A 26,770-nucleotide genomic window follows, 5' to 3' on the forward strand; every position below is an offset into this window, starting at 1 on the left:
TCTCGTCAATAGCCCTTCTGCGGAATCGCTGCATCATGCCGCCCGAAAAACGGGGCGAGCCATGCAGGAAACCAGCAAGTCGATCATGCGGCGCTCCGGCGACGCCCGGTTCGCCACGCGCTGGCTGATCGGCGCCGGCATCGACATCGGCGCTGGCCAGGACACCATCGGGAACTACGGCCAGCTGTTTCCCCTGATGACCAGCCTGCGCAGCTGGGACCTGCCGGACGGCGACGCCATGCTTATGGAGGGCGTGGCGGACGACAGCTTCGACTTCGTCCATTCCAGCCACTGCCTGGAGCACCTGGTCGATCCGCAGGTGGCTCTGGCCCACTGGATTCGCATCTGCAAGCCGGGCGGCCACCTCGTCATCATGATCCCCGACGAGGACATGTACGAGCAGGGGATCTTCCCCTCGACCTTCAACGACGATCACAAGTGGACCTTCACCACGGGCAAGCGCGAGAGCTGGAGCCCGCGATCCATCAACGTCATGGACCTGCTCAGCCAGTTCACCCATCAGGTCAGCGTGCAGAAGATGGAAGTGCTGGACGCCTGCTTCCTGCAGGGCTTGGTCCGCTTCGACCAGACGGTGCTGGTCACCGGCGAGAGCGCCATCGAGATCGTGCTGCGCAAGCGGCGGCCCGAAGAGATCGCACGCAAAGGTCGCTATCCCGATCCCCAGACCGCCTAGGCGGCGGGCAGCCCCGGGAACTTCAGAAGGTTTGGCCTCGGGATCGCCGTGCGGAACGGCCCGGTCGCCTTGGTCTTGTCACGCGCCTGATCAGCCCAGGCGCTGACGAAACCGTGACTGCCGCCCGGAATGGCCATGCGGCGAAATTCCAGGGCCTCACGCCTGGGCGCGAGCAGCACGTCGATCAGCGCCCACAGATCGCCCTCCTCCGCCTCGACCGGCTTAGCGGCCAGTCGTGTCAGGGCGATCTGCGCGATAGCCACGTCATCGCAGTGGACGATCAGCTTCTTGCCAACCGGAACCGACTTCAGGGCTTCGATCAGGCCGGTCAGCTGCATGCGGCGCAGGGTCGTGCGGCGCTCGCCGCCGGCCGCGCCCGTCGCCACGCCGTCCTGCACGACGACGAAGCTCCAGCCGCCATAGCCCGGCGGCCCGGTGACGCTGCCTGCGGTCCACAGACTTACGCTCATGGGATCAGAGGTCGCGGCGCGCTTCCAGGTGGCCGTCCTTGAGGGCGAACACCCGGTCCATGAACCGCGCCAGCTCCATGTTGTGGGTGGCGATCAGGCAGGCCACGCCCTCGTTGCGCGCCAGATCGTAGAGCGACTGGAACACCGAGGCGGAGGTCGTCGGGTCCAGATTCCCCGTCGGCTCGTCCGCCAGCAGAAGGCGCGGGCGATTGGCCAAGGCCCGGGCGATGGCGACGCGCTGTTGCTCGCCACCCGACAGCTGGGCTGGCTGGTGCTTCACGCGGGGCCCAAGGCCAAGCTGGCTGAGCAGCTCCATGGCCCGGTCCTCCGCCTCACGCTTGGATTTGCCAGCGATCAGCAGCGGCATGGCCACGTTCTCGAGCGCGGTGAACTCTGGCAGCAGATGGTGGAACTGATAGACAAAGCCGATGGTCGATAGGCGGACGCGCGTGCGCTGGCGCTCGTTCATGTTCGAGCAGTCGCGGCCGGCCACGACCACCTCGCCGGCGTCGGGATGCTCCAGCAGGCCGGCGGCGTGCAGCAGCGACGACTTGCCCGAACCCGAAGGACCGATCAGGCCGACGATCTCGCCGGCATTGACGTCCACATCCACGCCTTTGAGCACCGGCAGCTTGCCAGCCTCGGTGACATAGACGCGCTCGACGCCCTTCAGATGGAGGATCGGCTCACTCATAACGCAGCGCCTCCACCGGATCGAGATGGGCGGCCCGCCACGCCGGCGGCAGGGTGACCAGGAACGATACGATCATTGCGAACAGGGTCACGATACCGACCTCGCTCCATTCGATCCGCGCCGGGATGTGGCTGAGGAAGTAGATCTCGGCGTTGAACACCTTGGTGCCCGTCACGGCTTCCAGCACTTTCTGAATCGGCTCGATGAACGTGCAGAACAGCACCCCGGCGGCGAGACCGGCCAGCGTGCCAAGCACCCCGATCGAAGCGCCCGCCATGAAGAAGATGCGCAGGATAGCCCCCTGCCCCGCCCCCATGGTGCGCAGGATGGCGATGTCCTTGCCCTTGTTCTTCACCAGCATGACCAGACCCGAAATGATGTTCAGCGCCGCAATGGCCACGATCATCATCAGGATCAGACGCATGGCCGCGCGCTCTACCTGGAGAGCATCGAAGTAGGCCTTATCCTTCTGGGTCCAATCCGAGACGAACGCGCCCGGACCGGCCGCGCGGCTGACCACGGGGCGCATGTCACGGGCCCGGTCGGGATTCTGGACCTTCACCTCGATCACATCGACCGACTGGTCACGGCCGAAGAAAAGCTGCGCCTGCTCCATCGGCATGTAGATGAAGGCGGCGTCGAACTGGGTCATGCCGACCGAGAACACCCCGCCGACCACATAGTCCTTTTCCTGGGTCGCCGTGCCAAAGGCGGTGGCTGGCCCTGATGGGGAGACAAGCTTGACCACGTCGCCTGGCTGCACGCCCAGCCCCTCGGCCAGGCGGTCGCCCATCATGATCGTGTCGCCGCCGAACTCGCCTCGACCAAAATTGTCGAGCGAGCCGCGCTTGATGTTGCCAGCGATGATCGGCGTCGCCTTGAGGTCAGCCGGCGAGATGCCGCGCACGATGGCGCCGGTGATCTGTGCAGGGCCAATGGCCATGGCCTGGGCCTCGACCATGGGTACAGCCTGAATCACGTCGTCCGCGCGTCGGATGCGCTGGGTTGCGGCGAAGGTCTGCACCGGGTCGCTGAGCACCTGACCGGACACGAACAGGTGGCCGTTGAAGCCCAGCATCTTGCCGAGCAGCTCGGTGCGGAAACCGTTCATCACGCTCATGACGATGATCAGCACCGCTACCGCCAGCATGATGCCGATGAACGAGATGATCGAGATCAGCGCCACGCCTCCGTTCTTGCGCTTGGAACGCAGGTAACGGGCGGCGACAGAGCGCTCCCACGCGCTGAAAGGAGGCGCGACGCTGCCAGCGAGCGCCTCGGGCTTCATGCGTTGGCCTTTTGGGTCAGGCCGGCGATCACCGCGTCAAGCGGCGCGGTGGAGCGCTCGCCCGTAGCCCGGTTCTTGATCTCGACCATGCCATCGGCGATCGATTTGGGGCCGACGATCATCTGCCAGGGGATGCCGATCAGATCCATGGTGGCGAACTTGGCGCCCGGACGGTCGGCGGTGTCGTCATAAAGCGCGGTTTTGCCGGCGGCATGGATGGCCGCATAGGTCTTCTCACACGCCGCGTCGCAGGCCTCGTCGCCCGGACGCAGGTTGATGATCGCCAGATCATAAGGCGCCACCGATTCCGGCCAGATGATGCCGCCCTCGTCGTGGCTGGCCTCGATGATCGCGCCCAGCAGGCGCGAGACGCCGACGCCGTACGAGCCCATGTGAACAAAGTGCTCCAGACCGTCAGGCCCGGTCACCTTGGCGTTCATCGGCTTGGAATACTTCTCGCCGAAATAGAAGATGTGGCCGACCTCAATGCCACGAGCCGACAGGCGCTTGTCCTCCGGCACGGCGTTGAACGCCGCCTCGTCGTGCATCTCTTCAGTAGCGGCGTAGAGAGCGATGCGCTGATCGACCAGCGGCTGCAGGTCGCCTTGGAAATCGACGTCGGGTCCGGGCGCGCCCATCTCAACCAGGTCCTTGTGACAGAAGACCTGGCTCTCCCCGGTCTCTGCCAGAACGATGAACTCGTGAGAAAGGTCCCCGCCGATCGGCCCGGTGTCGGCGCGCATCGGCACCGCCTTCAAGCCCATGCGCGAGAAGATGTTCAGGTAGGCCACGAACATCCGGTTGTAAGCGGCCCGCGCAGTCGCCTCGTCGAGATCGAACGAATAGGCGTCCTTCATTAGGAACTCGCGGCCGCGCATGACGCCAAAGCGCGGGCGCCGCTCGTCCCGGAACTTCCACTGGATGTGGTAGAGGCTCTTGGGCAGGTCCTTGTAGCTCTTCACATAGGCGCGGAAGATCTCGGTGATCATTTCTTCGTTGGTCGGCCCATAGAGCAACTCACGCTCGTGACGGTCGGTGATGCGCAGCATCTCCGGACCGTAGGCGTCGTAGCGGCCCGACTCGCGCCACAGGTCCGCCAGCTGCAGGGTCGGCATCAGAAGTTCTACGCCGCCAGCGCGATCCATTTCCTCACGCACGATCTGCTCGACCTTGCGCAGCACCCTCAGGCCCAGCGGCAGCCAGGCATAAATCCCGGCCGCTTCCTGGCGGATCATGCCCGCGCGGAGCATCAGCTGATGGGAGACGATCTGGGCGTCAGCCGGGGCTTCTTTCAGCACCGGCAGGAAAAAGCGCGAGAGGCGCATGGGTGGCGAGATTCCTGCGAAAGCGAAGGAGCTGAGATACCTCCTCGGTCGCAGCCTTGGCAATGAAGGTGGAGAAAAGAAGGCCGCGCACACGGCGCGGCCTGTAGTTGTCGTCGGGGAATTACGCCACGGAGCAAGGCGGGAAGGCCTTGCCTCATGTGATAACGCTAACCGCGCCGCAGCGGGCTGCGCAGATGGAACCGCACACCCCTCCGGTTTCAGGTGAAACCGCCCAAGCTTTGAGCGATCAAGGGGCACGTCGTGCGCATGCGCCCAAGTCTTGGGCGCCTCAGTCCCCAGGACCTCAGTAGTTGGCCGGAATCTCCGGAAGGGAGATCAAGCCGAAGCGGATCACCAGCAACAAAATCACGAACAGCACGGCCGAGACCCAGGTCGTGGTCAGGAACTTGCGTTTCAGATTCGGGTTCACCGGTGCGCCCGGATCGCCGCCGTCCTTCAGGTCGATCCCCATCTCCGCATGGCTGCGCGTGCCCAATGGCAACACGGCGAACAGCACCGTCCACCAGATGGTCAGGAAGATGGCGATGGAGGTGATCGGTCCCATCAGTGGTGCTCGCCCTTGGGGGTTTCCATCAGTTCAACAAGCATCCCGCCCATGTCCTTGGGATGGATGAAGATCACCGGCGTGCCATGCGCCCCGATGCGTGGCTCGCCCAGCACGGTCGCCCCCTTGGCCTTCATCGCATCGCGCGCGGCGAGGATGTCCTCGACCTCGAAGCAGATGTGGTGCTGGCCGCCCTTGGGGTTCTTGGCCAAGAAGCCGTGGATCGGCGAGGCTTCGCCGTAGGGCTCTATCAGCTCGATCTGGCTGTTGGGCAGATTGACGAAACAGACCCACACGCCCTGCTCGGGCATGGCCCACTTGTCGGTGATCGAGGTCGCGCCCAGGACGTCGCGGTACATCTTCACCGCTTCGTCAATGGACGGCGTCGCGACGCCGACGTGGTTGAGCTTTCCGATCATGCGCTTCGTCTCCCCTGCTCTTTCGGCCGAGCTTACAGGCGCAGCACCGTGGTCTCCACCACGGGGCGACGCTCCCAAATCCGGTAGGCGGCCTTCTTGACCGCCCGCGAAAGGGCCTGCTCGACCTGATCGTCGATCTCGCGCGAGGTTCCGTCCAGGCGCTTGAAGGCGCCTTCGGCTTCCTCGGCCAGATCATCCAGGGCGTCCTCGAGCGGGTATTCCTCGTCACCCGGCAGGCCGATGGCGCGAACCTGCGGCCCCGACGCGATGCGTCCGCGGCCATCAATGACGACCGACACCGCCAGCATGCCGTTGAACGAGGCGTGGCGGCGCTCTCTCAGGGCGTCGCCGTTCTCAGGCGTCACCACCCCAGCGTCGACGTAGAGGCGGCCAGAGGCGACCTCGTCGATGATCGAGGGATGGCCCGGCGCCAGACGGACCATGTCGCCATTGCGCGGGGCGATGGCTTGAGCGATCTGCAGGTCCTTGGCGAAAGCGGCGTGTTCAAGCAGGTGACGACGCTCGCCGTGGGTCGGCACCGCGATCTGCGGCCGCGCCCACTGGTACATTTGCTTCAGCTCGTCCCGGCACGGGTGGCCGGAGACGTGAATGCCCGGATGATCGCGCTCGGTGTAGAGGCGCACCCCACGGTCCGCGAGCTTGTTCTGCAGGTTGCGGATCGGGATTTCGTTGCCCGGAATGACCCGCGACGAGAAGATGACGTGGTCTCCCTCGCCCAGGCGCACATGCGGGTGCGAGCCGTCGGCGATGCGGGCCAGAGCCGCGCGGGCCTCGCCCTGGCTGCCGGTGCAGAGGAACAGTACCTCGTTCTCAGGCGCGTACTTGGCCTGATCGTCGGTGATGAACGGCTCAAGATCCTTGAGCAGGCCCACGGACTGCGCGGCGGCCGCCATGCGGTGCATGGAGCGTCCCACCAGGCAGACCTTGCGGCCCGCCGCCTGACCGGCGCGAATGACGGTGTCCATGCGCGCTACGTTGGACGCGAAGCAGGCCACGGCGACCTTGCCCTTCAACCCGGCGATCAGCGGCGTCATCGCGGCGCGGACGCCGGCTTCGGAGCCGGCCTCGCCGTCCACGAAGACGTTGGTGCTGTCGCAGACCATGGCCAGCACGCCCTCGTCGCCGAGGCGCTTGATGGCGGCCACGTCGGTGGCGCTGCCCAGCATCGGGTCTGGATCGATCTTCCAGTCGCCGGTGTGCAGGATCGTGCCGAGGGGCGTGCGGATCGCAACCCCGTTAGGCTCAGGGATCGAGTGGGTCAGGGTGATCAGCTCGAATCCGAACGGGCCAAGGTTGAAGCTGCCGCTCAGCGGCACCTCTGTGATCGACACCTCGTCCAGCAGGCCGGCGTCACGCAGCTTCTCGCGCAGCAGGAAGGCGGTGAACGGTGTTGCGTAGATTGGGGCCTTCAGGCGCGGCCAAAGCCAGGCCACCGCGCCGATATGGTCCTCGTGCGCGTGGGTCAGGACGATGCCCAGGATGTCCTTGGCATGCTCCTCGATGAAGGCGGGATCCGGCAGAATGATCTCCACCCCAGGCGTCGTCTGGTCGCCGAAGGTCACGCCCAGGTCGAGGACGACCCACTTGCGATCTTCAGGCGGCCCGTAGCCGTAGAGATTGAAGTTCATGCCGATCTCGTTCGACCCGCCCAGCGGCAGGAAGACGAGTTCGTCGTTGGTTTTCGGTTTCATATATCCCCAAGATGGGTATTGCGGCGGTGAATTTCGAGGAGGCCGCGGATCGTCAGGTCCGCGTCAAAATGGTCGATGGCCGTGGTCGCGCCTTCGAACAGCGAGGCGACGCCGCCGGTGGCGATCACGGTGAGAGGTTCGGCGCGCTCGGCCTTGATCCTGGCCACCAGGCCCTCGATCAGGGAGACGTAGCCCCAGAAAACGCCTGACTGCATGGCGCCGACGGTGTCTTTGCCGACAATGCGCGCGGGCTTCTGGATGGCGATGCGGGGCAGTTTGGCCGCCGCATCGTGCAGCGCCTGCATGGAAAGATTGATGCCCGGGGCAATGATCCCGCCTTCGAAGGCCCCGTCCTTACCGATCACGTCGAAGGTCGTGGCCGTGCCGCTGTCAATGACGATCAGCGGGCCGCCATAGACCATGTGCGCGCCAATCGCGTTGACCAGCCGGTCGGCCCCAGCCTCCGACGGCTTGTCGATCCTGATCTCGACGCCAAGCTTCGCGTTCTCGCCGATCACCAGCGGTTCGACGTGTAGATAGCGCCGCGACAGGTTGCGCAGGTTGAACAGTGACTGCGGCACGACGCTGGAGATGATGCAGGCGTCGATCACACCAAACGTCAGTCCGCCCATGTGCAGCAGTTGAGACAGCCAAACCGCATATTCATCGGCGGTTCGCGAGGAGTCCGTCGCCGCCCGCCATTGCGCGACCCAACGCTCGCCATCGTGGACGGCGAACAGGGTGTTGGTGTTGCCTTGCTCGATGGCCAGCAGCATCAGGCGGCCTCTCCGAAGAAGACGTCGCCGGCGCTGATGCGCCGTAACGAACCGTCGGCGAGACGGAGCCTCAAGGCGCCGTCCGTGTCCAGCCCTTCCGCTACGCCCTCGACCGTCTCGGTCCCCAGGCGCGCAATGCAGGCCTCACCCAGACCGTGCGCGCGGCGGGTCCAGGCCTCGGCGATCGGCTCGAAGCCAGCGCCGTTCCACAGGGTCAGCCAACGCTCGAAGCTCTCGGCCATGATGTTCAGGGCGTCCAGCGGCGCCGGCGGCGGTGCGGTCATATGTTCAGCGAAGGTGGTGGCTGGGCGCTCGGCGGCCACAGGGGCAGCCGCGAGGTTCACGCCGACGCCCACGACGACCCACAGCATCCCGTCCCGCTGGCCGCTCTCAACCAGGATGCCGCTTGCCTTGCGGCCAGCGATCAACGGGTCATTGGGCCACTTCAGGCTGACGAGGGATGCGGGCACAAACGCGGCGGCCAGGTCAGCCACAGCTAGTGCGGCGATGAACGAGACCTGGGCGGCCTCGGCCGGGGGTTTGGATGTCGTGAACAGATAGCTGGCGGCCAGATTGCCGGACCCGGTCTCCCAGGCCCGGCCGCGGCGGCCACGACCGGCGGTTTGGCGGGCGGCGGTGATCCACACCGGCCCCGCCTCGCCCGCCTCTGCCCGGCGACGGGCTTCGGCGTTGGTGGAGTCGATCTCGTCGAAGGCGATGATGGCGGGGACGCCCGCCACCTAGCCCCCAAAACCAGCGGCTGCGGCCTTGGCCACAGGGTCGAGCCAGGCCAGGGCGATCAGAACGACCGGGAAAGCGAACAGCGCCATGGCGAACGCGATCAGGCGCGCGCCGGCCTCCGGCTTGTCCGTCGCGCCGACGGTGGCGTCGAACCACATCGCCTTGATAAGGCGCAGGTAATAGAATGCGGCGACGACCGAGCCGACCAGACCCAGGACGGCGGCGGTCTGCATGACCACGTCGCCCGTACCGATGGCGGCTTTGAACACATAGAACTTGGCCCAGAAGCCGGACAGAGGCGGCAGGCCCAGGGCCGACAGCGAGAAGGCGGTGATCGCCAGGGCCAGGCCCGGACGTTCCTTCACCAGGCCGGCCATGTCTTCGATCGTCTCCATCGGCTTGCCGCCGCGGTTCAGGGCCGACAGGCAGGCGAAGAAGCCCGTCACATCGACCATGTAGAGGATCAGGAACATCAGCATGGACTGCATGCCCGCCTCGCCGCCGGCGGCCAGACCGAGGACGGCGTAACCGATATTGGCGATGGAGCTGTAGGCCCACAGGCGCTTCAGGTTCTTCTGCGCCAGGCCAGCGAAGGCGCCGACGAAGATCGATAGCAGGGCCACGATGACCAGGATCTGGCGCCACTGGGCTTCCGCCCCGCCAAAGGCCTCCTGCAGCACGCGAGCCAGCAAGACCATGGCGGCCAGCTTCGGCGCGGCGGCGAAGAAGCCGACGACGGGCGTAGGGGCGCCTTCATACACGTCGGGCGTCCACATGTGGAACGGCGCGGCCGAGACCTTGAACGCCAGGCCGCAGATCAGGAACACCAAGCCGAACAGAACGCCGGTGTCGGCGCCGCTCGAAACCACGGCGGCGATGTCGGTGAACTTGGTTGAGCCGGCGAAGCCGTAGATCAGCGAGGCGCCGTAGAGCAGCAGGCCCGACGACAGGGCGCCGAGCACGAAGTACTTCAGGCCTGCTTCCGAACCCTTGGCGTCGTCACGACGGAAGGCCGCCAGGACGTACAGGGCAAGCGAGTGCAGCTCCACGCCCACATAAAGCGAGATCAGGTCGCCAGCCGAAGCCATGACGCCCATGCCGAGCGCGGTGAGCACGATCAGCACCGGGAACTCGAACTTGGCGTCGCCGCGCGCGCCGAGCCACTTGTCGCCCAGTGGGATGGCCAAGGCGCTGGCGATGTAGATCGCCACCTTGGCGAAGGCGGCCACGCCATCGGCGACGTAAGCGCCGTTGAACGCCACGCCGTGCGGGCCCATGGCCGCGGCGGCGGCGGCGGCCAGAAGAGCGACGACGGCGGCGCCGGAGAAGATCGCGCTGGTGCGGCCCAGGAACGCGCCCCAGATCACCAGGACCAGGGCCGAGGCCGCCAGGATGACTTCCGGCAGGGCCAGAGAAAGTGCGGAGGAAAGGTTCATCTTATGCCCCTCACCCGCCGATCGCGGCGCGGTAAGCGCTGACCAACGCGTTCACGGACGTGTCGGTGACGTTGAAAATCAGAGCCGGATAGACGCCCAGCACCAGGGTCGAGATGATCAGCGGCACGAAGACGACGACTTCGCGCCAGTTCACGTCGGTGATCGTCTTCAGCTCCGGATTGGTGATCTCGCCGAACATCACCCGGCGGTACAGCGTCAGCGCATAGACCGCCGACAGGATCACGCCGGTCGCTGCGACAAGCGCCGTCCAGGTCGAGGCCTGATAGACGCCGGTCATGGTCAGGATTTCGCCGACGAAGCCGGACGTGCCCGGCAAGCCGACATTGCCCATGGTGAACAGCAGGAAGATCGCCGCATAGACCGGCATCCGCTGGGTCAGGCCGCCGTAGAAGGCGATCTCGCGAGTGTGCATCCGGTCATAGACGACGCCGACGCAGAGGAAGAGCGCGCCGGAGATCACCCCGTGGCTGATCATCTGGTAGAGCGCGCCCTGCTCGCCCTGGGCGTTGCCGCTGAAGATACCCATGGTCACGAAGCCCATGTGGGCCACCGATGAATAGGCGATCAGCTTCTTGATGTCGGTCTGACGAAAGGCGACCAGCGAGGTGTAGACGACGGCGATCGCCGACATGGCGAAGACCAGCGGAGTGAACATCTCGCTCGCGTTCGGAAACATCGGCAGGCTGAAGCGCATGAAGCCGTAGCCGCCCATCTTCAGCAGGATGCCGGCCAGGATGACCGAGCCCGCCGTCGGGGCCTCCACGTGTGCGTCCGGAAGCCAGGTGTGGACCGGCCACATGGGCATCTTGACCGCGAAGCTGGCGAAGAAGGCCAGCCACAGCCAGGTCTGCAGCCAAGGTGCGAACTGATAGGTCATCAGCTCAGGGATCGACGACGTACCTGCGATGCCGATCATGGCCAGGATCGCGGCCAGCATCAGGACCGAACCAAGCAGCGTGTAGAGGAAGAACTTGTAGGCCGCGTAGATGCGGCGCTTGCCGCCCCAGATGCCGATGATCAGGAACATCGGGACCAGGCCGCCTTCGAAGAACAGGTAGAAGAGCACCAGGTCCAGCGCGCAGAACACGCCGATGACCAGTGTCTCAAGCACCAGGAAGGCGATCAGGTACTCGACCACGCGTTTGTCGATCGATTTCCAGCTGGCCACGATGCACAGCGGCAGCAGGAACGCCGTCAGCAGGACGAACAGGACGGAAATGCCGTCCACGCCCATGCGGTAATGCAGGCCCGCGAACCACGCGATGTCTTCCACGAACTGGAAGCCCGGGTTCGAGGGGTCGAAGCGCAGGGTCACGATCAGCGACAGGGCGAAGGTCGCCAGGGTGGTCGCGAGCGCGATCCACTTGGCGGCTGTATCCGTCTTCTCGCCCGGCTTTCCGAGGAAGCGCAGGGCGAGGATGGCGGCGACGCCGATCAGCGGCGCGTAGGTCGTAAGGCTGAGAATGCCGGTCATGATCGGTTCCTGCTCAGCGCGCCCAGGCCCAGAGGGCGTAGGTCAGCAGACCCGCCACCCCGAGCAGCATCACGAAGGCGTAGTGGTAGACATAGCCAGTCTGGATCTTTCCGGTCCGGCGGCCGACAGCGTAGGAGACGGCGGACACGCCGTCCGGACCCAGCCCATCGATGATCTTCTGGTCCCCGCCCTTCCAGAACAGGTCGCCCAGGAACTTGGCCGCGCGGACGAAGGTCGCCTGGTACAGTTCGTCGAAGAACCACTTGTTGTAGAAGAAGGTGTAGAGCGGCCCGCCGCGGGCGGCCAGGCGCGCGCCCAGCCCTTCCTTGAGCAGGTAGACATAGGCGGCGACTAGCAGGCCGCCCACCGACATCACCAGCGGCGACCACTTCACCCATGCGGGCGAATTGTGAGCGTCGTGCAGGACGTGGTTGTCGGGAGCGCTGTAGATCGCGCCGCGCCAGAACTCGGCCTCGTGGTGACCCACGAAGAAGTCGACGAAGACGAAGCCCGCGAAGATCGCGCCGATCGACAGGACCCCAAGCGGGATCAGCATGATCAGCGGGCTCTCGTGCGGCTTGTGGTCGTGACCATGGCCATGATGATCGTCGTGCTGGTGCGCATCGGCGGCCAGCGGCTCGTCATGGGTCTCATGCTGAGCCGAGGTCGCGTGGTCGTCATGACCGTGCGCCGCGTGGGCATGGGTCTCGTCATGACCCCAGCGGCCGTGACCGTTGAAGGTGAAGAAGGCCAGGCGCCAGGAATAGAAGGCGGTCAGGCCGGCCACCAAAAGACCGATGACGCCGGCGAAGTTGGCGATCGGATTGTGCTGGCCCGCGGCGAAGGCCGCCTCGATGATGGTGTCCTTCGAGTAGAAGCCGGCGAAGCCAAGATGAAGGTTCGGCAGGCCCAGGCCGGTGATTGCGATCGTGCCGATCGTCATGAAGGCGTACGTCCACTTCATGTACCCGGCCAAGTTGCCGTACCGGCGCATGTCCTGCTCGTGGTGCATGCCGTGGATCACTGAACCGGCGCCCAGGAACAGCAGAGCCTTGAAGAAGGCGTGCGTGAACAGGTGGAACATCGCCGCCTCATAGGCGCCGACGCCGGCCGCGAAGAACATGTAGCCGAGCTGCGAGCAGGTCGAATAGGCGATGACCCGCTTGATGTCGTTCTGCGTCAGGCCGACCGTCGCGGCGAACAGCGCGGTGACCGCACCGATCAGGGCGACGATGTTCTTGGCCACCGGCGCGTACTCGAACATCGGCGACAGCAGGCACAACATGTAGACGCCGGCCGTCACCATGGTGGCCGCGTGGATCAGGGCCGACACCGGGGTCGGGCCTTCCATGGCGTCAGGCAACCAGGTGTGCAGGAAGAACTGCGCCGACTTGCCCATGGCGCCGATGAACAGCAGGAAGCAGGCGATATCCATCAGCGGGAAGGTGTGGCCCGCGAACTCCCAGGTGCGACCGGCGTTGGCCGCCACCTGCGGGAATATCTCGGCGAACTGGATCGTGCCGAACGCCCAGAAGACGGTCATGATGCCGAGCGCGAAGCCGAAGTCGCCCACGCGGTTGACCACGAAGGCCTTGATGGCGGCGGCGCTGGCCGTGGGCTTCTTGTACCAGAAGCCGATCAGCAGATAGGACGCCAGGCCCACCCCTTCCCAGCCGAAGAACAGCTGCATGAAGTCGGCGGCGGTGACCAGCGACAGCATGGCGAAGGTGAACAGCGACAGGTAGGCGAAGAAGCGCGGCTTGCTGTCATCCTCGGCCATGTACCCCCACGAATAGAGGTGCACGAGGGCCGAGACGGTCGTGACCACGATCAGCATCACCGCCGACAAGGCGTCGATGCGGATCGACCAGGCCGACTGGAAGTCACCGATGTTGATGAAGGGCAGCAGGGAGACCGTGAACGGCTCCATGTGGCCCCACGTCCATTGGCTAAACGTGTACCAGGACAGGCCGCAGGCCAGGAACAGCAGGCCGGTGGTGACCGCCTGCGAGGCGACATCGCCGATGCGGCGGCCAAACAGGCCCGCGATCAGCGCGCCCAGCAGCGGGGCGAAGAGGAGAACGGTGACGAGCGTTTGCACGATCAGCCCTTCATCATGGACGCGTCGTCCACGGCGATGTTGCCGCGGTTACGGAAGAAGGTGACGAGAATGGCCAGGCCGACGGCGGCTTCGGCCGCGGCGACGGTCAGCACGAACAGGGCGAAGATCTGCCCCGTCACGTCGTGCAGGAAGGCCGAGAACGACACCAGGTTGATGTTCACCGCCAGCAGGATCAGCTCGATCGACATCAGGATGACGATGATGTTCTTGCGGTTCACGAAGATGCCGAAGACCCCGATCGTGAACAGGATCGCGGCGACCGTCAGGTAGTGCGGCAGGCCGATCATTCGGAAAGCCCCTCTTGGTCCAGGGCCGAGCCCGACTTGATCTGGACGATGCGCATGCCGGTCTTTTCGTTACGGGCGACCTGGGCGGCGATGTCCTGGCGCTTGACGCCCGGCTTGTGGCGCAGGGTCAGGACGATGGCCCCGATCATGGCGACCAACAGGACCAGCCCGGCGGCTTGGAAGAAGTAGACATAGTCGGTGTAAAGCACCCGACCGATCGTCTCGGTGTTGCTCATGGAGTCGGTGAAGGCCTGGGGTGTGGCGTTCTTAGCCGCCGCGCCGTTGGTGGCCACCGACACGGCGACCATGATCATCTCGATCGTCAGGATGCCGGCGATCAGCGCGCCGATCGGCAGGTACTGCGCGAATCCCTGTCGCAGGGCCGCGAAGTCCACGTCGAGCATCATCACGACGAAGAGGAACAGCACCGCCACCGCGCCGACGTAGACGACGATGAGCAGCATCGCCAGGAACTCGGCTCCCAGTAGAACAAACAGTCCCGCCGCCGAGAAGAAGGCGGTGATCAGGAACAGCACGGAGTGGACGGGATTCTTCGCCGACACGACCAACAAGGCCGCGCCGACGGTGACCGTCGCCAACAGGTAGAATGCGATCGCCTGTAAGGCCATAGGCCCCAGTGCTCCCCTTTAATTCCAAACAAATCGGCTTAGCGGGATGTCCCGAAAGGCCGTGCGGAATCGCGCCCGTTCTTATCGGTAGGGCGCGTCCAGTTCCAGATTCTTCGCGATCAGCCGCTCCCAACGGTCGCCGTTGTCGAGCAGCTTTTCCTTGTCGTAGTAGAGTTCTTCCCTCGTCTCGACGGCGAACTCGATGTTCGGCCCCTCGACGATGGCGTCCACCGGGCAGGCCTCCTGGCACAGGCCGCAGTAGATGCACTTGACCATGTCGATGTCATAGCGGGTCGTGCGGCGGCTGCCGTCGGCGCGCGGTTCGGCTTCGATGGTGATGGCCTGAGCCGGGCAGATGGCTTCGCAAAGCTTGCAGGCGATGCAGCGCTCTTCGCCGCTCGGATAGCGGCGCAGGGCGTGCTCGCCGCGGAAGCGAGGCGACTGCGGGTTGCGCTCGTTGGGATAGAGCACGGTCTTCTTGGGCGCCATCATGTACCTCATGGCGAGGCCGAAGGCCCCCCAGAAGTCCAGAAGCGCAGCGCCCTTCAGGGCTTGTCCGACACGTTGCATCATGGGCGGCTCACTTACGCTTCTGAATGTCGCAATAGTAGTTCGAAAGCATGTTCGGGCTCCCGCCCTCTTCCTTCGGCTTCAAGGTCCCACCGAGCGCGGCGCACTTGTCGCCCTCCTCTTTCAGCCGGTCATAGCTGATCAGTCCCCGGCCAAGGCCGTAGGAGCTGGCCGGCGCCTGGCTCGTCGCACAGGCGGCGCAGAGCAGGGCCAGAGGAAGGGCGAGCGCGGTGCGCATCACTGGGGACCGAACACGCGCCAGGCCGCGACCGCGATGACGGCGGCGAGCGAGGTCGGCAGGAACACCTTCCAGCCCAGGCGCATCAGCTGATCGTAGCGATAGCGGGGGACGATCGCCTTCACCATGCCGAACATGAAGAACCAGAAGCAGGTCTTGGCGAAGAAGAAGGCAAAGCCAATGAAGCTGACGACCGTGGACGGCCAGCTTTCCATGAACGTCGTAGGGAACGGCGCCTGCCAGCCCCCGAAGAACAGGATGCTGATCATGGCGCACATCAGGACGATGTTGGCGTACTCGCCCAGCATGAACAGCAGGTACGGGGTGGAGCTGTATTCCACCTGATAGCCGGCCACGAGTTCGGATTCCGCTTCCGGAAGGTCGAACGGCGGGCGGTTGGTTTCAGCCAGGGCCGAGATGAAGAACATGATCATCATCGGGAACATGACGACGATCATCGGCAAGTTCTTCAGGCCGCCGCCGAACACGTACCAGTTCCAGAACCAGCCGGCCTGGGACTCGACAATCTTCTGCAGGTTCATGGTGCCGGCGAACAGCAGCACGGTAATGATGATGAAGCCGATGGAGACTTCATAGGACACCATCTGGGCCGCCGAACGCAGCGAGCCGAGGAACGGGTACTTCGAGTTCGAAGCCCACCCGCCCATGATGATGCCGTAGACGCCCAGCGAGCTCATCGCCAACAGGTAGAGGATGCCGACGTTCAGGTCGGCGATCACCCAGCCCGGCGCCAGCGGCACGACCGCCCAGCCGATCAGGGCCAGGACCACGGTGATGACCGGGGCCAACAGGAAGACGACCTTGTCGGCGCCGCCCGGGATGACGATTTCCTTCAGCACGAACTTCAGCAAATCCGCGAACGACTGCAGCAGGCCGAAGGGGCCCACCACGTTCGGGCCTTTGCGCATCTGCACGCCAGCCCAGATCTTGCGGTCGGCCAGCAGCAGGAACGCGATCGAGAGCAGCAGCCACACCGTCACGGCCAGGATCTGACCGAGGGTGATGAGCGCCCAACCGCCGGGAGTGGTCCAGAAGTTCGTCACGCTCTACTCCGCGGCGATCTTGGCGGCGCCGGACGCCACGGCCGCACACTCGGCCATGGTCACGCTGGCGCGCGCGATGGGGTTGGTCAGGTGGAAGTTCGGCAGGGTCGTCTTCAGCGAGACGTCGCCCGCGTCGCCGTCCGAGCCGAGGCTCGACACGTCGAAGCTGGTGGCGATCGAACCCGGCGCGAAGTCGATCTGGCCGAAGGTCGGATGATCGGCGAACAGCTTGGCGCGCAGCTGGTCCAGGCTGTCATAGGGCAGCTTCTGACCCAGGCGCTCCGACAGGGCGCGCAGGATCGACCAGTCTTCACGGGCGTCGCCCTTCGGGAACACCGCGCGGCGGCCCATCTGAACCCGGCCCTCGGTGTTGACGTAGAGGCCGTCCTTCTCGGTGTAGGCCGCGCCCGGCAGGATGACGTCAGCGCCATGGGCGCCGGCGTCGCCGTGCGTGCCAAGATAGATCTTGAACGCGCCCGAGGCGGAGGTCTCGCACTCATCAGCGCCCAGCAGGAACAGCACATCGACCGCGCCCGGCTTCAGCATCTCGCCGGTCGACAGACCCCCCTCGGCCGGAATGAAGCCCATGTCCAGGCCGCCCACGCGGGCGGCGGCGGTGTGCAGCACGTTCCAGCCGTTCCAGCCGTCACGCACGACCTTGAAGGTCTTGGCCACGCCAGCCAGGGCCTTCAGCGCCGAAGCGCCGTGACCGCCGGTCAGGGCGCCCTGCCCCACGATGATCGCGGGACGCTCGGCGTTCTTCAGGGCGGTGACGAAATCGGACTTCGACTTGGCCAGACCGGTCAGGGTCTTTGTGCCCGCGCCCAGGTAGTCGTAGGCGTAGGTCAGGTCGCCCTGCTCGCCGATCACACCAACGCGAACCTTGCCGGCGATCCAGCGCTTGCGCAGGCGCTGGTTCAGCACCGGCGCCTCGATGCGCGGATTGGCGCCGACGATCAGGACGACATCCGCGTCCTCGATCCCGGCCAGGGTGGAGTTGAACAGCCAGCTTTCGCGCGGGCCCTGGCCCAGGGCCGTCCCGTCTTGGCGGCTGTCGGTGTTCTTGACGCCCAGGGCGCGGAACAGGTCCAGCGTCGCCTTCATGGACTCGGCGTCCTGCAGGTCGCCGGCGATGACGCCGATGCGCTCCGGCGCGGTCGCCTGCAGCTTGGCGGCCACAGTGGCGAAGGCCTCGGCCCAGGTCGCCGGCGCCAGCTTGCCGTTGGTGCGGACGTATGGGCGGTCCAGACGCTGACGCAGCAGCCCGTCGCAGGCGTAGCGCGTCTTGTCGCTGATCCACTCTTCGTTGACGTCGTCATTGGTGCGCGGCAGCACGCGCATCACGGCGGTCCCGCGGCTGTCGATGCGGATCGACGAGCCGACGGCGTCCATGACATCCACGCTCTCGGTCTTCTTCAACTCCCAAGGCCGGGCCTCGAAGGCGTAGGGCTTGGAGGTGAGCGCGCCGACCGGGCACAGGTCGATGACGTTGGCCGACAGCTCTGAGGTCACCGACGAGTTCAGATAGGTCGTGATTTCAACGTCTTCGCCACGCGAGATAAGACCGATCTCGGGCGAGCCCGCGACCTCCGTCACAAAACGCACGCAACGGGTGCATTGGATGCAGCGGGTCATGATCGTCTTGATCAGGGGACCCATGTACTTCTCTTCGACGGCCCGCTTGTTCTCTTCATAGCGGCTGTCGTCGCGGCCATAGCCCATGGCTTGGTCCTGCAGGTCGCACTCGCCGCCCTGGTCGCAGATCGGGCAATCCAGCGGGTGGTTGATGAGCAGGAACTCCATCACCCCTTCGCGGGCCTTCTTGACCATCGGAGTCTTGGTGAAGATCTCCTGGCCCTCAGCGGCCGGCAGCGCGCACGAAGCCTGCGGCTTGGGCGGTCCAGGCTTTACTTCGACGAGGCACATCCGGCAGTTGCCGGCGATGGAGAGGCGCTCGTGGTAGCAGAAGCGCGGGATTTCCTCCCCCGCCAGTTCCGCCACTTGCAGAACCGTCATGCCGGGTTCGAACTCGACCTCGGCGCCATTGACCTTAGCGATAGGCATGCCGTTACTCCGCCGCGATCAGCGTGGCGCCCTGCACGTGCGGGCGGCCGGCGCGATAAGAGGTGATGCGTTCCTCGACTTCGTGACGGAAGTGACGGAACAGGCCCTGGATCGGCCACGCGGCGGCGTCGCCCAGAGCGCAGATGGTATGGCCTTCGACCTGGGTGGTGACGTCCAGGAGCGTGTCGATCTCCTTCATGTCAGCCTCGCCCGTGGCCATGCGTTCCATGACCCGCCACATCCAGCCGGTGCCCTCACGGCACGGCGTGCACTGGCCGCAGCTCTCGTGCTTGTAGAAGTAGCTCAGGCGCGCGATGGCGCGGACCAGGTCGGTGGACTTGTCCATGACGATGACCGCCGCGGTGCCCAGGCCCGACTTCAGCTCGCGCAGGGCGTCGAAATCCATCGGCAGGTCTTCGCACTGCTCGGCGGGGATCATCGGAACCGACGAGCCGCCCGGGATGACAGCCTTCAGGTTGCCCCAGCCGCCGCGGATGCCGCCGCAGTGATCTTCCATCAGCTGACGGAACGGGATGCTCATGGCTTCTTCGACGTTGCACGGCAGGTTCACGTGACCCGAAACGCAGAACAGCTTGGTGCCCGCGTTGTTGGGACGGCCGAAGCTTGAGAACCAGCCCGCGCCACGGCGCAGGATCGTGCCCGCCACCGCGATGCTCTCGACGTTGTTCACGGTCGTGGGCATGCCATAGAGGCCGGCGCCCGCCGGGAACGGCGGTTTCAGGCGCGGCTGGCCCTTCTTGCCTTCCAGGCTTTCCAGCAGGGCGGTTTCTTCGCCGCAGATATACGCGCCGGCGCCGTGGTGGACGTAGATGTCGAAGTCCCAGCCGTGGACGTTGTTCTTGCCGACCAGCTTGGCCTCGTAGGCCTGCTTGATCGCCGCCTCCAGGCGCTCGCGCTCGAACACGTACTCGCCGCGGATGTAGATGTAGCAGGCGTGAGCCTGCATCGCGTAGCTGGCGATCAGGCAGCCTTCGATCAGGAGATGCGGGTCATGCCGCATGATCTCCCGGTCCTTGCAGGTGCCCGGCTCGGACTCGTCGGCGTTGACGACCAGATAGTGCGGACGGCCTTCCTTCAGCTCTTTCGGCATGAAGGACCACTTCAGGCCGGTGGAGAAACCGGCGCCGCCGCGACCGCGGAGGCCCGAGGCCTTCATGTTGTCGATGATCCAGTCGCGGCCGGCGTCCAGGATGTCCTTGACGCCGTTCCAGCAGCCGCGCGTCTTCGCGCCCTCAAGACCCCAGTCATGCAGGCCGTAGAGGTTGGTGAAGATGCGGTCCTTGTCTTCGAGGATACCGACCATGTCTCAGCTTTGCGGAAAGGGGTTCGATCGGACGAAACGCGCCCGGCGAACCACGACGGAAATAAACAGGATCCAGCCCAGGGCGACCACGCCCACGCCGGCGAAACCGAGAAGAGAGCGAGCCCCCTCCCCGCGATAGGTCGCCCACATCAGCATCAGGACGCCGAAGAGGCTGGCGATAAGACCAAAGGTCCGCTCGCGCTTGCCCAGGTTGCGAAGCGTGTCCACATACGCGCTCTGGCGCTTGACGAGATCGGCGTCGCTCACTGCACGCCTCCCGCCGGCGGACGGCTGGATTTGGCCCAGCCTACCAGGAACCACACCTGTGCGGCGACACCGCCCAGGATGAAGACCACAAACACCGGCAAAAGCCAGCCTACGCCCATCGACACGTGACCCACGATCGCGGCCCCGGCCGCGATGAAGCAGGCCAGGTTGATGGCGACCATCAGGATCAGACGCTTTTTCTGGGCGGCCGGGTTCATCAGGCTTCTGTCTTCGCAGCCTTCTTGGGCTTCTCGGGCAGGTTAGGGATCTTGATCTTCTTGGCCGCCGAGCCGTCGTACAGCTTGGGGTCGGTCAGGGTCTTGATCGCGTTGTGCGGCTCGGAGGCGCCACGACCGACATATGAACCCGGCTTCGGCGCCTTGCCGGCGGCGAAGTCGTCGAGGATCGTAGCCAAAGCCTCCGGCGTCAGGTCTTCGTAATAGTAGTCGTTGATCGCGGCCATGGGCGCGTTCGAGCAGGCGCCGAGGCACTCGACCTCTTCCCAGCTGAACTTGCCGTCGGCCGAGCAGTGATGCGGCTCGCCGATGCGCTCGCGCAGGACCTTCTTCAGATCGTTGGCGCCGCGTAGCATGCAGGGGGTGGTGCCGCACAGCTGCACGAAGGCGACCTTACCGACCGGCTCCAGTTGGAACATGGTGTAGAAGGTGGCGACCTCCAGCACGCGGATCACCGGCATGCCCAGCAGTTCGCCGATGGCGCGGATGGCAGGCTCGGAGACCCAGCCTTCCTGCTTCTGCACGAGCCACAGGATCGGGATCACCGCCGATTGGCGACGGCTTTCCGGATACTTGGCGATCCACCAGTCGGCCTTGGCCTTCGTCTCCTTGGAGAATGCGAAGCTGGCGGGTTGTTCCTTGGCGAGGCGGCGGACGCTCATCGGTCGACTTCCCCGAACACGATGTCCAGCGAGCCCAGGATGGCGGACACGTCCGCCAGCATGTGACCCCGGTTCATCCAGTCCATGGCTTGAAGGTGCGCAAAGCCCGGCGCGCGGATCTTGCACTTGTATGGTTTGTTGGTGCCGTCACTGACCAGGTAAATGCCGAACTCGCCCTTGGGGGCTTCGACGGCGGCGTAGACCTCGCCTTCCGGCGTGCGGAAGCCTTCGGTGAATAGCTTGAAGTGGTGGATCAGGCTTTCCATCGACCGCTTCATCTCGCCACGACGCGGCGGCGCGATCTTGTTGTCCTCGGTCAGCACCGGGCCCGGCGTCTTGCGCAGGCGGTCGGTGCATTGAAGGATGATCTTCACCGACTCCCGCATCTCCTGCATCCGGCACAGATAGCGGTCATAGCAGTCGCCGTTCACGCCCAGCGGGATGTCGAAGTCGAAGTCGTCGTAGCACTCGTACGGCTGGTTGCGACGCAGATCCCAAGGGATGTTCGAGCCGCGGACCATCACGCCGGTGAAGCCCGAATCCATGGCTTCCTGCTTGCTGACCACTCCGATATCGACGTTGCGCTGCTTGAAGATGCGGTTTGGGGTGATCAGGGCGTCGATGTCGTCGACCTTGGCCGGAAAGGCCTTGGCCCAGGCTTCGATGTCGTCGATCAGGCTGTCGGACAGGTCCTGACGAACGCCGCCCGGACGGAAGTAGTTGGCGTGCAGACGGGCGCCCGAGGCGCGCTCGTAGAACACCATCAGCTTTTCGCGCTCTTCAAAGCCCCACAACGGCGGGGTGAGCGCGCCGACGTCCATGGCCTGGGTCGTGACGTTCAACAGGTGGTTCAGAACACGGCCGATTTCCGAATACAGCACGCGGATCAGCGAGCCGCGGATCGGTACGTCCACGCCGAGCAGCTTTTCGATCGCCAGGCAGAAGGCGTGTTCCTGGTTCATGGGCGCCACGTAGTCGAGGCGGTCCATGTACGGGATGTTCTGGAGGTAGGTGCGGGCCTCCATCAGCTTCTCGGTGCCGCGATGCAGCAGGCCGATGTGCGGATCGACCCGCTCGACGACTTCGCCGTCCAGCTCGAGCACCAAGCGAAGCACGCCGTGCGCGGCCGGGTGCTGCGGGCCGAAGTTGATGGTGAACTTGCGGACCGGGGTTTCCGGCGTGCCCTCAGGAGCGCCCACGGAGGCTTCGACGATCTCGGTCGCCATTAGCGGTCCCCCGCCTGCTTTTCGGCCTTCTCGTCGCCCGGCAGGGCGTACTGCGCGCCCTCCCACGGAGACAGGAAGTCCCAGTTGCGGAATTCGGTGATCTTCACCGGCTCATAGACCACGCGCTTGAGCTCGTCGTCGTAGCGCAGCTCCATGTACCCGGTCATTGGGAAGTCCTTGCGCAGCGGGTGACCGTGGAACCCGTAGTCGGTCAGCATGCGGCGCAGGTCCGGGTGTCCTTCGAAGAACACGCCGTACATGTCGAAGGCCTCGCGCTCGTACCAGTCGGCGGCGGTGTAGACGCCGGTGACGGTCGGAACGGGCGTGTCCTCGTCGGTGGCCACCTTCACGCGGATGCGGTGGTTCTGGGTCAGCGACAGCAGGTGATAGACCACGTCGAAGCGCTGGGCGCGCTGCGGCCAGTCGACGGCGGTCACGTCCAGCAGCTGCTGGAACTGATACTCCGGGTGGTCGCGCAGGAGGGTCAGGACCTCCACGATGCGATTGGCCGGGCCGGTGATGGTCAGTTCGCCATAGGCGATGCTGAAGGCGGTGACGGCGCCGGCGCCATTGGCGACGATGCTTTGGCCGAGGGCTTCCAGATCGCTCATCGCTCGATCGTCCCCGTGCGGCGAATCTTCTTCTGCAGTTGCAGGATGCCGTACAGCAGGCTCTCGGCGGTCGGCGGGCAGCCCGGAACATAGACGTCCACCGGCACGATCCGGTCGCAGCCGCGAACGACGCTGTAGCTGTAATAGTAGTAACCGCCGCCGTTGGCGCACGAGCCCATGCTGATCACATAGCGCGGGTCCGGCATCTGGTCGTAGACCTTGCGCAGGGCCGGAGCCATCTTGTTGCACAGGGTGCCGGCCACGATCATCAGGTCCGACTGGCGGGGCGAACCGCGCGGCGCGGCGCCGTAGCGCTCCACATCGTAGCGCGGCATCGACATCTGGATCATCTCGACGGCGCAGCACGCCAGGCCGAAGGTCATCCACATCAGCGAGCCGGTGCGGGCCCACGTGACCACGTCGTCCAGGGCGGCGGTGACGAAGCCCTTGTCGGCCAGTTGGTCCGACAGCCCGTCGAAGAACGAGTCGTGGATTTTCGGATCATAGCCTTCGACCGACGTGCGGCCGGCGGAGAGAGCGGGAACCAGCGCGCTCGAGCCCTGCATGGGCGAGCCGTCGGCGTTGAGGATCACTCCCATTCCAGGGCTCCCTTCTTCCATTCGTAGATGAAGCCGACCGTCAGCACGCCCAGGAACGTCATCATCGACCAGAAGGCGAAGATCATCTCAGGGCGCTCCAATTTCATGAGCGAAACCGCCCACGGGAACAGGAACGCCACTTCCAGGTCGAAAATGATGAACAGGATCGAGACCAGATAGAATCGGACGTCGAACTTCATCCGCGCGTCGTCGAAGGCGTTGAAGCCGCATTCGTACGCGGAGAGCTTTTCGGGGTCCGGAGACTTTGGCGCCATAAGCGCCGCAGCAACGATGAAACCGGCGCCGAGCACGGTCGCGATCCCTAAAAAGATCACAATCGGCAGGTACTGGAGGAGAAAGGCGTTCATGGGAGGCCCTACTGGAATCGGGGCCTTTTAGACCCGCACGCCCGGGGTTCCAAGCGCCTTGCCGCAGTTGCGAACGCTTCTTAGAAAGTCGCGCCTGCCGTAAGGTTCGCATAGCCGCGATCCTTGACGACAAAGGCCTCATCGCTCGCTTTTTCAACTTTACCCACAGAAGCTTCGTTTGACCGGTTGACACGAAAAGGCGCGGGTCATATTCAGCGCCCCTCGCCGCAAGGCGGGACGCACTTGACCGCTTCGGCGGACGAAGAATGCGGATGTAGCTCAGTTGGTTAGAGCGCCGGCCTGTCACGCCGGAGGTCGCGGGTTCGAGTCCCGTCATTCGCGCCACTTCTTCACAGCGCAGAGCCGATCATCGGCAACCCCTCACCGCAAAGCTCGTTTAGCGAACTGAACCGTGGCTATTCGCCGCGGCCAGACCCGTGGACGAAACATGCGCAAACACGCCATCGCCCTGATACTTCCCCTCGCTCTCCTCGCCGCCTGCGAAAAGAAGCCGGCCGAGAAGGCCGCGGCTCCCGCGCCGCCCAAGTTCAAGCTGGAATGCGTGATGCAGGAGGGCGACCCGCCCCTGGTCCTTCTGCTCGACCCGGGCGCCAGCCGATTCATCATCGCCAACGTGCCGGGCGGGCCATCGGGCGGCCTAGTCACCGGGCCATACGAATATCGCATGACCGTTGCGCCCGGCGGTTCGTTCCAACCCGGCGAGATCGTCGTGAATCGCTATGACGGCCAGATGCGCCGTACGGCCGTCAGCGAAGCCGGTCCCGTAGTCCAGAACTGGGTCTGCGCGCACGGCCCCAACGCCCCGCGCTTCTGACGCCTAGAACGACACCACCAATAGAAAGGCCATGCGCCCTTGGTGACGATGACCAAGCTGATGCGCGCTGGTGTCGTACCAGCGCACGTCGGCGGCGAGATTTGGGGTCAACCGATGATTCACGCCGACGTTCCAGGCCGTGAAGTTGCGCCCGCTGTTGACGGTGCGTCGCCCCACCGACGCCAGCAGCGTGGTGGTCGGGGCGACGCGCCAGCCGCCCTGCCCCTCAACCCAGTAGGATTCGTCGGTCTTGCCGCCATTGTCGGGGGAGTAGTCGATCCGCACCCGCGTGGCGGCGCGGCCGAAGCTGCGGGTGAGGTCCGCTCGATATTCGAACATGTCACGGTCATGGCCCGCGCGCATGCCGGTGCTGAACTTGTAGTATGCCGATACATCAAGGACATAGCCGCCCACCGGGCGGATCACGCCGCCGATGATCTCGAACTCGGCCTCGCGGTCGTCTGACCCATTTTCGGTCATTACGTGCCCGCCGAAATAGTGGGCGTCGCCGCGCCTCTCCAGCCGCGCCAGAGCCCCAGGCTCCCGATCGGTCATGCTCACGCCCTTGGCGGATATGATCTCGCTGCCAACGAGCAGTCGGCCCGCCCATCGCGAATCGCCGGCGGCCGCGAGCGAAGGCGCAAACAGGAACATGAGAGCGAAAAAGACTGAGCGTGACATGAGGGCTCGTTTCGGGAGCCACCACGCCTAAGCCGTCATCCAGACCGGCGCTTTCAGGATATTAGGGTTCCGCTTACGCGCTAAGCGGCGCCAGACGGCTGAAGCCGGAGCGGTCGGTCAGGTGTCCATAGACATCGGACAGTTGCTCAAAAACCCGCGACCAGGCGTGACGACCGACCGCCCGCGCCCGCGCGGCCTTGCCAACGTCGGCTACGTCGCGGGCGAACAAAGCCTCGATAGCTTCGGCCATGGCCGCGCCTTCGGACGCGACGGCCAGTTCGCCCACCTCCGAGTCCACCGATTCGGCGACCCCGCCGGCGTTCACCCCGACCACGGGAAGGCCACAGGCCATGGCCTCGAGCACGATCAAGCCGAAAGGCTCGGCGTCATTGGCGTGGACGAAAGCGTCACAGGAAGCCAGGACCCGCGACAGTTCGGCCGGTGTCTTCTGGTAACCCATGGGAATCACCCGATCTGAGATCGGCGCCCCCGCCCCCGCCCCTACCAGCAACAGCACATAGGGCTCGCCCAGGCGCTCGACGGCGTCGACCAGAACTTCCAGTCGTTTCTCGCGAGCCGGACGACCAGCGAACACCAGCAGACGGGCGTTCGAAGGCACGCCAAGAGCTTTCCGAAGCGCCTCGCGGTCAGCGCGCTGCGGGTTGAACGCGTCCACATCGACACCCAGCGGCAGGGCGATGGCGTCATTGACCCCCGCCTCGATCAGCCGACCGGCGATAAAGCGGCTCGGCGCCACCACCCGAGCAAATTGCCTATAGATCGTGGCCCAGCGCCGTTGCACTGGCTTCTCCGCCCATTCACCAATGTGCAGCGCCGCCAGGGCGCCAAGATCGGTATGGCAGAAGCCGACCACGGGAATGCCCAGCTCGTCGCCTGCCTTGAGAGCCGCCAAGCCCGGCGTGTAAACGTCACCGGCTTCAATAATGTCGGGACGCTGGCGGATCAGTCGCTCCATCCAGCTGCGCTTGCCGATGGGCCAGCGATAGCCGTCGCCGAACGGCAAGGGGGCGGCATAGATCGACACCTCGCCATCAACGCTATGCGCATGGCGGGGGCCTGGCACTACCAAGGTGTGCCGCACGTCGGGGCGATTGGCCGCGAACCAGGCGCGCTTGTTGGTGAGATATCGTTTCACCCCGCCACTGCGGGGCGCATAGAGCATAGTGGTGTCGACTAGGCGCACACGACCATCGGGATCGAAATGAGCCCGAGCCGCCGAAGCGGTTGGCTCCTCGAAGGTCAATGGACCGAACCCAACAACGCTCAAGCCGACTTCCTCACCGTCAGGGCGACAACGCGCCAGAGTAGAGATAAGGCGTCCGGAAACCTGGGAGTTCCCGGACGCGATAGC

General features: G+C 65.1%; 30 protein-coding genes and 1 tRNA gene. 3 read left to right on the forward strand and 28 right to left on the reverse strand.

The genetic code is table 11. The features are described 5' to 3' along the window. Nucleotides 1-61: 61 nt before the first annotated feature. The gene (locus O5K31_RS09820; protein WP_269713426.1) at nucleotides 62-694 is read left to right on the forward strand and encodes a methyltransferase domain-containing protein; all 633 of its coding nucleotides are present in this window, start codon (nucleotides 62-64) and stop codon (nucleotides 692-694) included. Here the strand turns inward: O5K31_RS09820 and O5K31_RS09825 are convergent. The 26 genes from O5K31_RS09825 to O5K31_RS09950 form a co-directional block, all read right to left on the reverse strand. Further along, nucleotides 691-1,164, reverse strand: coding sequence for a ribonuclease H (locus O5K31_RS09825; RefSeq protein WP_269713427.1), 474 nt, complete (start codon nucleotides 1,162-1,164; stop codon nucleotides 691-693). The genes O5K31_RS09820 and O5K31_RS09825 overlap by 4 nt on opposite strands. A 4-nt stretch (nucleotides 1,165-1,168) precedes the next feature. Beyond that, entirely contained in the window at nucleotides 1,169-1,858 is a 690-nt protein-coding gene (locus O5K31_RS09830; protein ID WP_269713428.1) for an ABC transporter ATP-binding protein, read from the reverse strand. After that, nucleotides 1,851-3,146 carry a lipoprotein-releasing ABC transporter permease subunit gene (locus O5K31_RS09835; protein WP_269713429.1) on the reverse strand — a complete coding sequence of 432 codons (1,296 nt, stop codon included), beginning with the start codon at nucleotides 3,144-3,146 and terminating at the stop codon, nucleotides 1,851-1,853. The genes O5K31_RS09830 and O5K31_RS09835 overlap by 8 nt, the downstream gene beginning before the upstream one ends. Continuing rightward, a complete protein-coding gene (gene proS / locus O5K31_RS09840) occupies nucleotides 3,143-4,471 on the reverse strand; it encodes a proline--tRNA ligase (RefSeq protein ID WP_269713430.1) in 1,329 nt (442 codons plus the stop codon). Before proS ends, O5K31_RS09835 begins: the two co-directional genes overlap by 4 nt. A gap of 304 nt (nucleotides 4,472-4,775) precedes the next feature. Next, nucleotides 4,776-5,036, reverse strand: coding sequence for a DUF1467 family protein (locus O5K31_RS09845; RefSeq protein ID WP_269713431.1), 261 nt, complete (start codon nucleotides 5,034-5,036; stop codon nucleotides 4,776-4,778). Then, nucleotides 5,036-5,455, reverse strand: a complete 420-nt coding sequence (mce, locus tag O5K31_RS09850; RefSeq protein WP_269713432.1) for a methylmalonyl-CoA epimerase — start codon at nucleotides 5,453-5,455, stop codon at nucleotides 5,036-5,038. Before mce ends, O5K31_RS09845 begins: the two co-directional genes overlap by 1 nt. A 32-nt stretch (nucleotides 5,456-5,487) precedes the next feature. Next, entirely contained in the window at nucleotides 5,488-7,167 is a 1,680-nt protein-coding gene (locus O5K31_RS09855) for a ribonuclease J (protein WP_269713433.1), read from the reverse strand. Then, on the reverse strand, nucleotides 7,164-7,946 hold the full coding sequence (locus O5K31_RS09860; RefSeq protein ID WP_269717040.1) for a type III pantothenate kinase: 783 nt from the start codon (nucleotides 7,944-7,946) through the stop codon (nucleotides 7,164-7,166). The genes O5K31_RS09855 and O5K31_RS09860 overlap by 4 nt, the downstream gene beginning before the upstream one ends. Then, the gene (locus O5K31_RS09865) at nucleotides 7,943-8,683 is read right to left on the reverse strand and encodes a biotin--[acetyl-CoA-carboxylase] ligase (protein WP_269713434.1); all 741 of its coding nucleotides are present in this window, start codon (nucleotides 8,681-8,683) and stop codon (nucleotides 7,943-7,945) included. Before O5K31_RS09865 ends, O5K31_RS09860 begins: the two co-directional genes overlap by 4 nt. Beyond that, a complete protein-coding gene (nuoN, locus tag O5K31_RS09870) occupies nucleotides 8,684-10,120 on the reverse strand; it encodes an NADH-quinone oxidoreductase subunit NuoN (protein WP_269713435.1) in 1,437 nt (478 codons plus the stop codon). A gap of 10 nt (nucleotides 10,121-10,130) precedes the next feature. Continuing rightward, nucleotides 10,131-11,615, reverse strand: coding sequence for an NADH-quinone oxidoreductase subunit M (locus tag O5K31_RS09875; protein WP_269713436.1), 1,485 nt, complete (start codon nucleotides 11,613-11,615; stop codon nucleotides 10,131-10,133). 13 nt (nucleotides 11,616-11,628) lie between these two features. After that, nucleotides 11,629-13,716 (reverse strand): NADH-quinone oxidoreductase subunit L, encoded by a 2,088-nt coding sequence (gene nuoL, locus O5K31_RS09880; protein WP_269713437.1) that lies wholly within the window; start codon nucleotides 13,714-13,716, stop codon nucleotides 11,629-11,631. 2 nt (nucleotides 13,717-13,718) lie between these two features. Continuing rightward, nucleotides 13,719-14,024 carry an NADH-quinone oxidoreductase subunit NuoK gene (gene nuoK, locus O5K31_RS09885; protein WP_269713438.1) on the reverse strand — a complete coding sequence of 102 codons (306 nt, stop codon included), beginning with the start codon at nucleotides 14,022-14,024 and terminating at the stop codon, nucleotides 13,719-13,721. Continuing rightward, nucleotides 14,021-14,653: an NADH-quinone oxidoreductase subunit J gene (locus tag O5K31_RS09890; RefSeq protein WP_269713439.1), complete on the reverse strand. Its 633-nt coding sequence runs from the start codon at nucleotides 14,651-14,653 to the stop codon at nucleotides 14,021-14,023. The genes nuoK and O5K31_RS09890 overlap by 4 nt, the downstream gene beginning before the upstream one ends. Nucleotides 14,654-14,734: 81 nt before the next feature. Further along, nucleotides 14,735-15,226 (reverse strand): NADH-quinone oxidoreductase subunit NuoI, encoded by a 492-nt coding sequence (nuoI, locus tag O5K31_RS09895; RefSeq protein ID WP_269713440.1) that lies wholly within the window; start codon nucleotides 15,224-15,226, stop codon nucleotides 14,735-14,737. 7 nt (nucleotides 15,227-15,233) lie between these two features. Then, nucleotides 15,234-15,461, reverse strand: coding sequence for a hypothetical protein (locus O5K31_RS09900; RefSeq protein ID WP_269713441.1), 228 nt, complete (start codon nucleotides 15,459-15,461; stop codon nucleotides 15,234-15,236). Further along, on the reverse strand, nucleotides 15,461-16,525 hold the full coding sequence (nuoH, locus tag O5K31_RS09905; RefSeq protein ID WP_269713442.1) for an NADH-quinone oxidoreductase subunit NuoH: 1,065 nt from the start codon (nucleotides 16,523-16,525) through the stop codon (nucleotides 15,461-15,463). Before nuoH ends, O5K31_RS09900 begins: the two co-directional genes overlap by 1 nt. 3 nt (nucleotides 16,526-16,528) lie before the next feature. Then, nucleotides 16,529-18,589, reverse strand: a complete 2,061-nt coding sequence (gene nuoG / locus O5K31_RS09910) for an NADH-quinone oxidoreductase subunit NuoG (protein ID WP_269713443.1) — start codon at nucleotides 18,587-18,589, stop codon at nucleotides 16,529-16,531. Nucleotides 18,590-18,593: 4 nt separating this feature from the next. Next, nucleotides 18,594-19,913, reverse strand: coding sequence for an NADH-quinone oxidoreductase subunit NuoF (gene nuoF / locus O5K31_RS09915; protein ID WP_269713444.1), 1,320 nt, complete (start codon nucleotides 19,911-19,913; stop codon nucleotides 18,594-18,596). 3 nt (nucleotides 19,914-19,916) lie between these two features. Beyond that, on the reverse strand, nucleotides 19,917-20,180 hold the full coding sequence (locus O5K31_RS09920; protein WP_269713445.1) for a hypothetical protein: 264 nt from the start codon (nucleotides 20,178-20,180) through the stop codon (nucleotides 19,917-19,919). Further along, complete coding sequence (locus O5K31_RS09925) at nucleotides 20,177-20,398, reverse strand: hypothetical protein (RefSeq protein WP_269713446.1); 222 nt, start codon at nucleotides 20,396-20,398, stop codon at nucleotides 20,177-20,179. Before O5K31_RS09925 ends, O5K31_RS09920 begins: the two co-directional genes overlap by 4 nt. Continuing rightward, nucleotides 20,398-21,078, reverse strand: a complete 681-nt coding sequence (nuoE, locus tag O5K31_RS09930; RefSeq protein WP_269713447.1) for an NADH-quinone oxidoreductase subunit NuoE — start codon at nucleotides 21,076-21,078, stop codon at nucleotides 20,398-20,400. The genes O5K31_RS09925 and nuoE overlap by 1 nt, the downstream gene beginning before the upstream one ends. After that, on the reverse strand, nucleotides 21,075-22,304 hold the full coding sequence (locus O5K31_RS09935; RefSeq protein WP_269713448.1) for an NADH-quinone oxidoreductase subunit D: 1,230 nt from the start codon (nucleotides 22,302-22,304) through the stop codon (nucleotides 21,075-21,077). Before O5K31_RS09935 ends, nuoE begins: the two co-directional genes overlap by 4 nt. Beyond that, nucleotides 22,304-22,915 carry an NADH-quinone oxidoreductase subunit C gene (locus O5K31_RS09940; protein WP_269713449.1) on the reverse strand — a complete coding sequence of 204 codons (612 nt, stop codon included), beginning with the start codon at nucleotides 22,913-22,915 and terminating at the stop codon, nucleotides 22,304-22,306. The genes O5K31_RS09935 and O5K31_RS09940 overlap by 1 nt, the downstream gene beginning before the upstream one ends. Then, entirely contained in the window at nucleotides 22,912-23,535 is a 624-nt protein-coding gene (locus O5K31_RS09945) for a NuoB/complex I 20 kDa subunit family protein (protein ID WP_269713450.1), read from the reverse strand. Before O5K31_RS09945 ends, O5K31_RS09940 begins: the two co-directional genes overlap by 4 nt. Then, entirely contained in the window at nucleotides 23,505-23,882 is a 378-nt protein-coding gene (locus O5K31_RS09950) for an NADH-quinone oxidoreductase subunit A (RefSeq protein ID WP_269713451.1), read from the reverse strand. The genes O5K31_RS09945 and O5K31_RS09950 overlap by 31 nt, the downstream gene beginning before the upstream one ends. A 268-nt stretch (nucleotides 23,883-24,150) precedes the next feature. Between O5K31_RS09950 and O5K31_RS09955 the strand changes: the two genes are divergently transcribed. Both O5K31_RS09955 and O5K31_RS09960 read left to right on the forward strand, forming a co-directional pair. After that, a tRNA-Asp gene (locus O5K31_RS09955) sits at nucleotides 24,151-24,227 on the forward strand. A 103-nt stretch (nucleotides 24,228-24,330) separates the two neighbouring features. After that, entirely contained in the window at nucleotides 24,331-24,717 is a 387-nt protein-coding gene (locus tag O5K31_RS09960) for a hypothetical protein (RefSeq protein WP_269713452.1), read from the forward strand. A 3-nt stretch (nucleotides 24,718-24,720) separates the two neighbouring features. Here the strand turns inward: O5K31_RS09960 and O5K31_RS09965 are convergent, their stop codons facing one another. Both O5K31_RS09965 and O5K31_RS09970 read right to left on the reverse strand, forming a co-directional pair. After that, entirely contained in the window at nucleotides 24,721-25,272 is a 552-nt protein-coding gene (locus O5K31_RS09965) for a TorF family putative porin (protein WP_269713453.1), read from the reverse strand. A gap of 199 nt (nucleotides 25,273-25,471) precedes the next feature. Beyond that, entirely contained in the window at nucleotides 25,472-26,662 is a 1,191-nt protein-coding gene (locus O5K31_RS09970; protein ID WP_269717041.1) for a glycosyltransferase family 4 protein, read from the reverse strand. Nucleotides 26,663-26,770: the final 108 nt, after the last annotated feature.

The organism is Caulobacter sp. NIBR2454, assembly GCF_027474405.1.
In the GTDB taxonomy this organism is placed as follows: Bacteria; Pseudomonadota; Alphaproteobacteria; order Caulobacterales; family Caulobacteraceae; genus Caulobacter.

Coding starts and splice junctions, on each gene's coding strand:
- proS (WP_269713430.1), bottom strand. CDS start 4,471: ATGCGCCTCTCGCGCTTTTTCCTGCCGGTGCTGAAAGAAGCCCCGGCT.
- O5K31_RS09835 (WP_269713429.1), bottom strand. CDS start 3,146: ATGAAGCCCGAGGCGCTCGCTGGCAGCGTCGCGCCTCCTTTCAGCGCG.
- nuoE (WP_269713447.1), bottom strand. CDS start 21,078: ATGAGCGTCCGCCGCCTCGCCAAGGAACAACCCGCCAGCTTCGCATTC.
- O5K31_RS09945 (WP_269713450.1), bottom strand. CDS start 23,535: ATGGAAGAAGGGAGCCCTGGAATGGGAGTGATCCTCAACGCCGACGGC.
- O5K31_RS09890 (WP_269713439.1), bottom strand. CDS start 14,653: ATGGCCTTACAGGCGATCGCATTCTACCTGTTGGCGACGGTCACCGTC.
- O5K31_RS09925 (WP_269713446.1), bottom strand. CDS start 20,398: ATGAACCCGGCCGCCCAGAAAAAGCGTCTGATCCTGATGGTCGCCATC.
- nuoG (WP_269713443.1), bottom strand. CDS start 18,589: ATGCCTATCGCTAAGGTCAATGGCGCCGAGGTCGAGTTCGAACCCGGC.
- O5K31_RS09855 (WP_269713433.1), bottom strand. CDS start 7,167: ATGAAACCGAAAACCAACGACGAACTCGTCTTCCTGCCGCTGGGCGGG.
- O5K31_RS09940 (WP_269713449.1), bottom strand. CDS start 22,915: ATGAGCGATCTGGAAGCCCTCGGCCAAAGCATCGTCGCCAATGGCGCC.
- O5K31_RS09875 (WP_269713436.1), bottom strand. CDS start 11,615: ATGACCGGCATTCTCAGCCTTACGACCTACGCGCCGCTGATCGGCGTC.
- mce (WP_269713432.1), bottom strand. CDS start 5,455: ATGATCGGAAAGCTCAACCACGTCGGCGTCGCGACGCCGTCCATTGAC.
- O5K31_RS09830 (WP_269713428.1), bottom strand. CDS start 1,858: ATGAGTGAGCCGATCCTCCATCTGAAGGGCGTCGAGCGCGTCTATGTC.
- O5K31_RS09960 (WP_269713452.1), top strand. CDS start 24,331: ATGCGCAAACACGCCATCGCCCTGATACTTCCCCTCGCTCTCCTCGCC.
- O5K31_RS09845 (WP_269713431.1), bottom strand. CDS start 5,036: ATGGGACCGATCACCTCCATCGCCATCTTCCTGACCATCTGGTGGACG.
- O5K31_RS09825 (WP_269713427.1), bottom strand. CDS start 1,164: ATGAGCGTAAGTCTGTGGACCGCAGGCAGCGTCACCGGGCCGCCGGGC.
- O5K31_RS09935 (WP_269713448.1), bottom strand. CDS start 22,304: ATGGCGACCGAGATCGTCGAAGCCTCCGTGGGCGCTCCTGAGGGCACG.
- O5K31_RS09900 (WP_269713441.1), bottom strand. CDS start 15,461: ATGCGCACCGCGCTCGCCCTTCCTCTGGCCCTGCTCTGCGCCGCCTGT.
- O5K31_RS09950 (WP_269713451.1), bottom strand. CDS start 23,882: ATGAACGCCTTTCTCCTCCAGTACCTGCCGATTGTGATCTTTTTAGGG.
- nuoN (WP_269713435.1), bottom strand. CDS start 10,120: ATGAACCTTTCCTCCGCACTTTCTCTGGCCCTGCCGGAAGTCATCCTG.
- O5K31_RS09965 (WP_269713453.1), bottom strand. CDS start 25,272: ATGACCGATCGGGAGCCTGGGGCTCTGGCGCGGCTGGAGAGGCGCGGC.
- nuoK (WP_269713438.1), bottom strand. CDS start 14,024: ATGATCGGCCTGCCGCACTACCTGACGGTCGCCGCGATCCTGTTCACG.
- nuoF (WP_269713444.1), bottom strand. CDS start 19,913: ATGGTCGGTATCCTCGAAGACAAGGACCGCATCTTCACCAACCTCTAC.
- O5K31_RS09820 (WP_269713426.1), top strand. CDS start 62: ATGCAGGAAACCAGCAAGTCGATCATGCGGCGCTCCGGCGACGCCCGG.
- nuoI (WP_269713440.1), bottom strand. CDS start 15,226: ATGATGCAACGTGTCGGACAAGCCCTGAAGGGCGCTGCGCTTCTGGAC.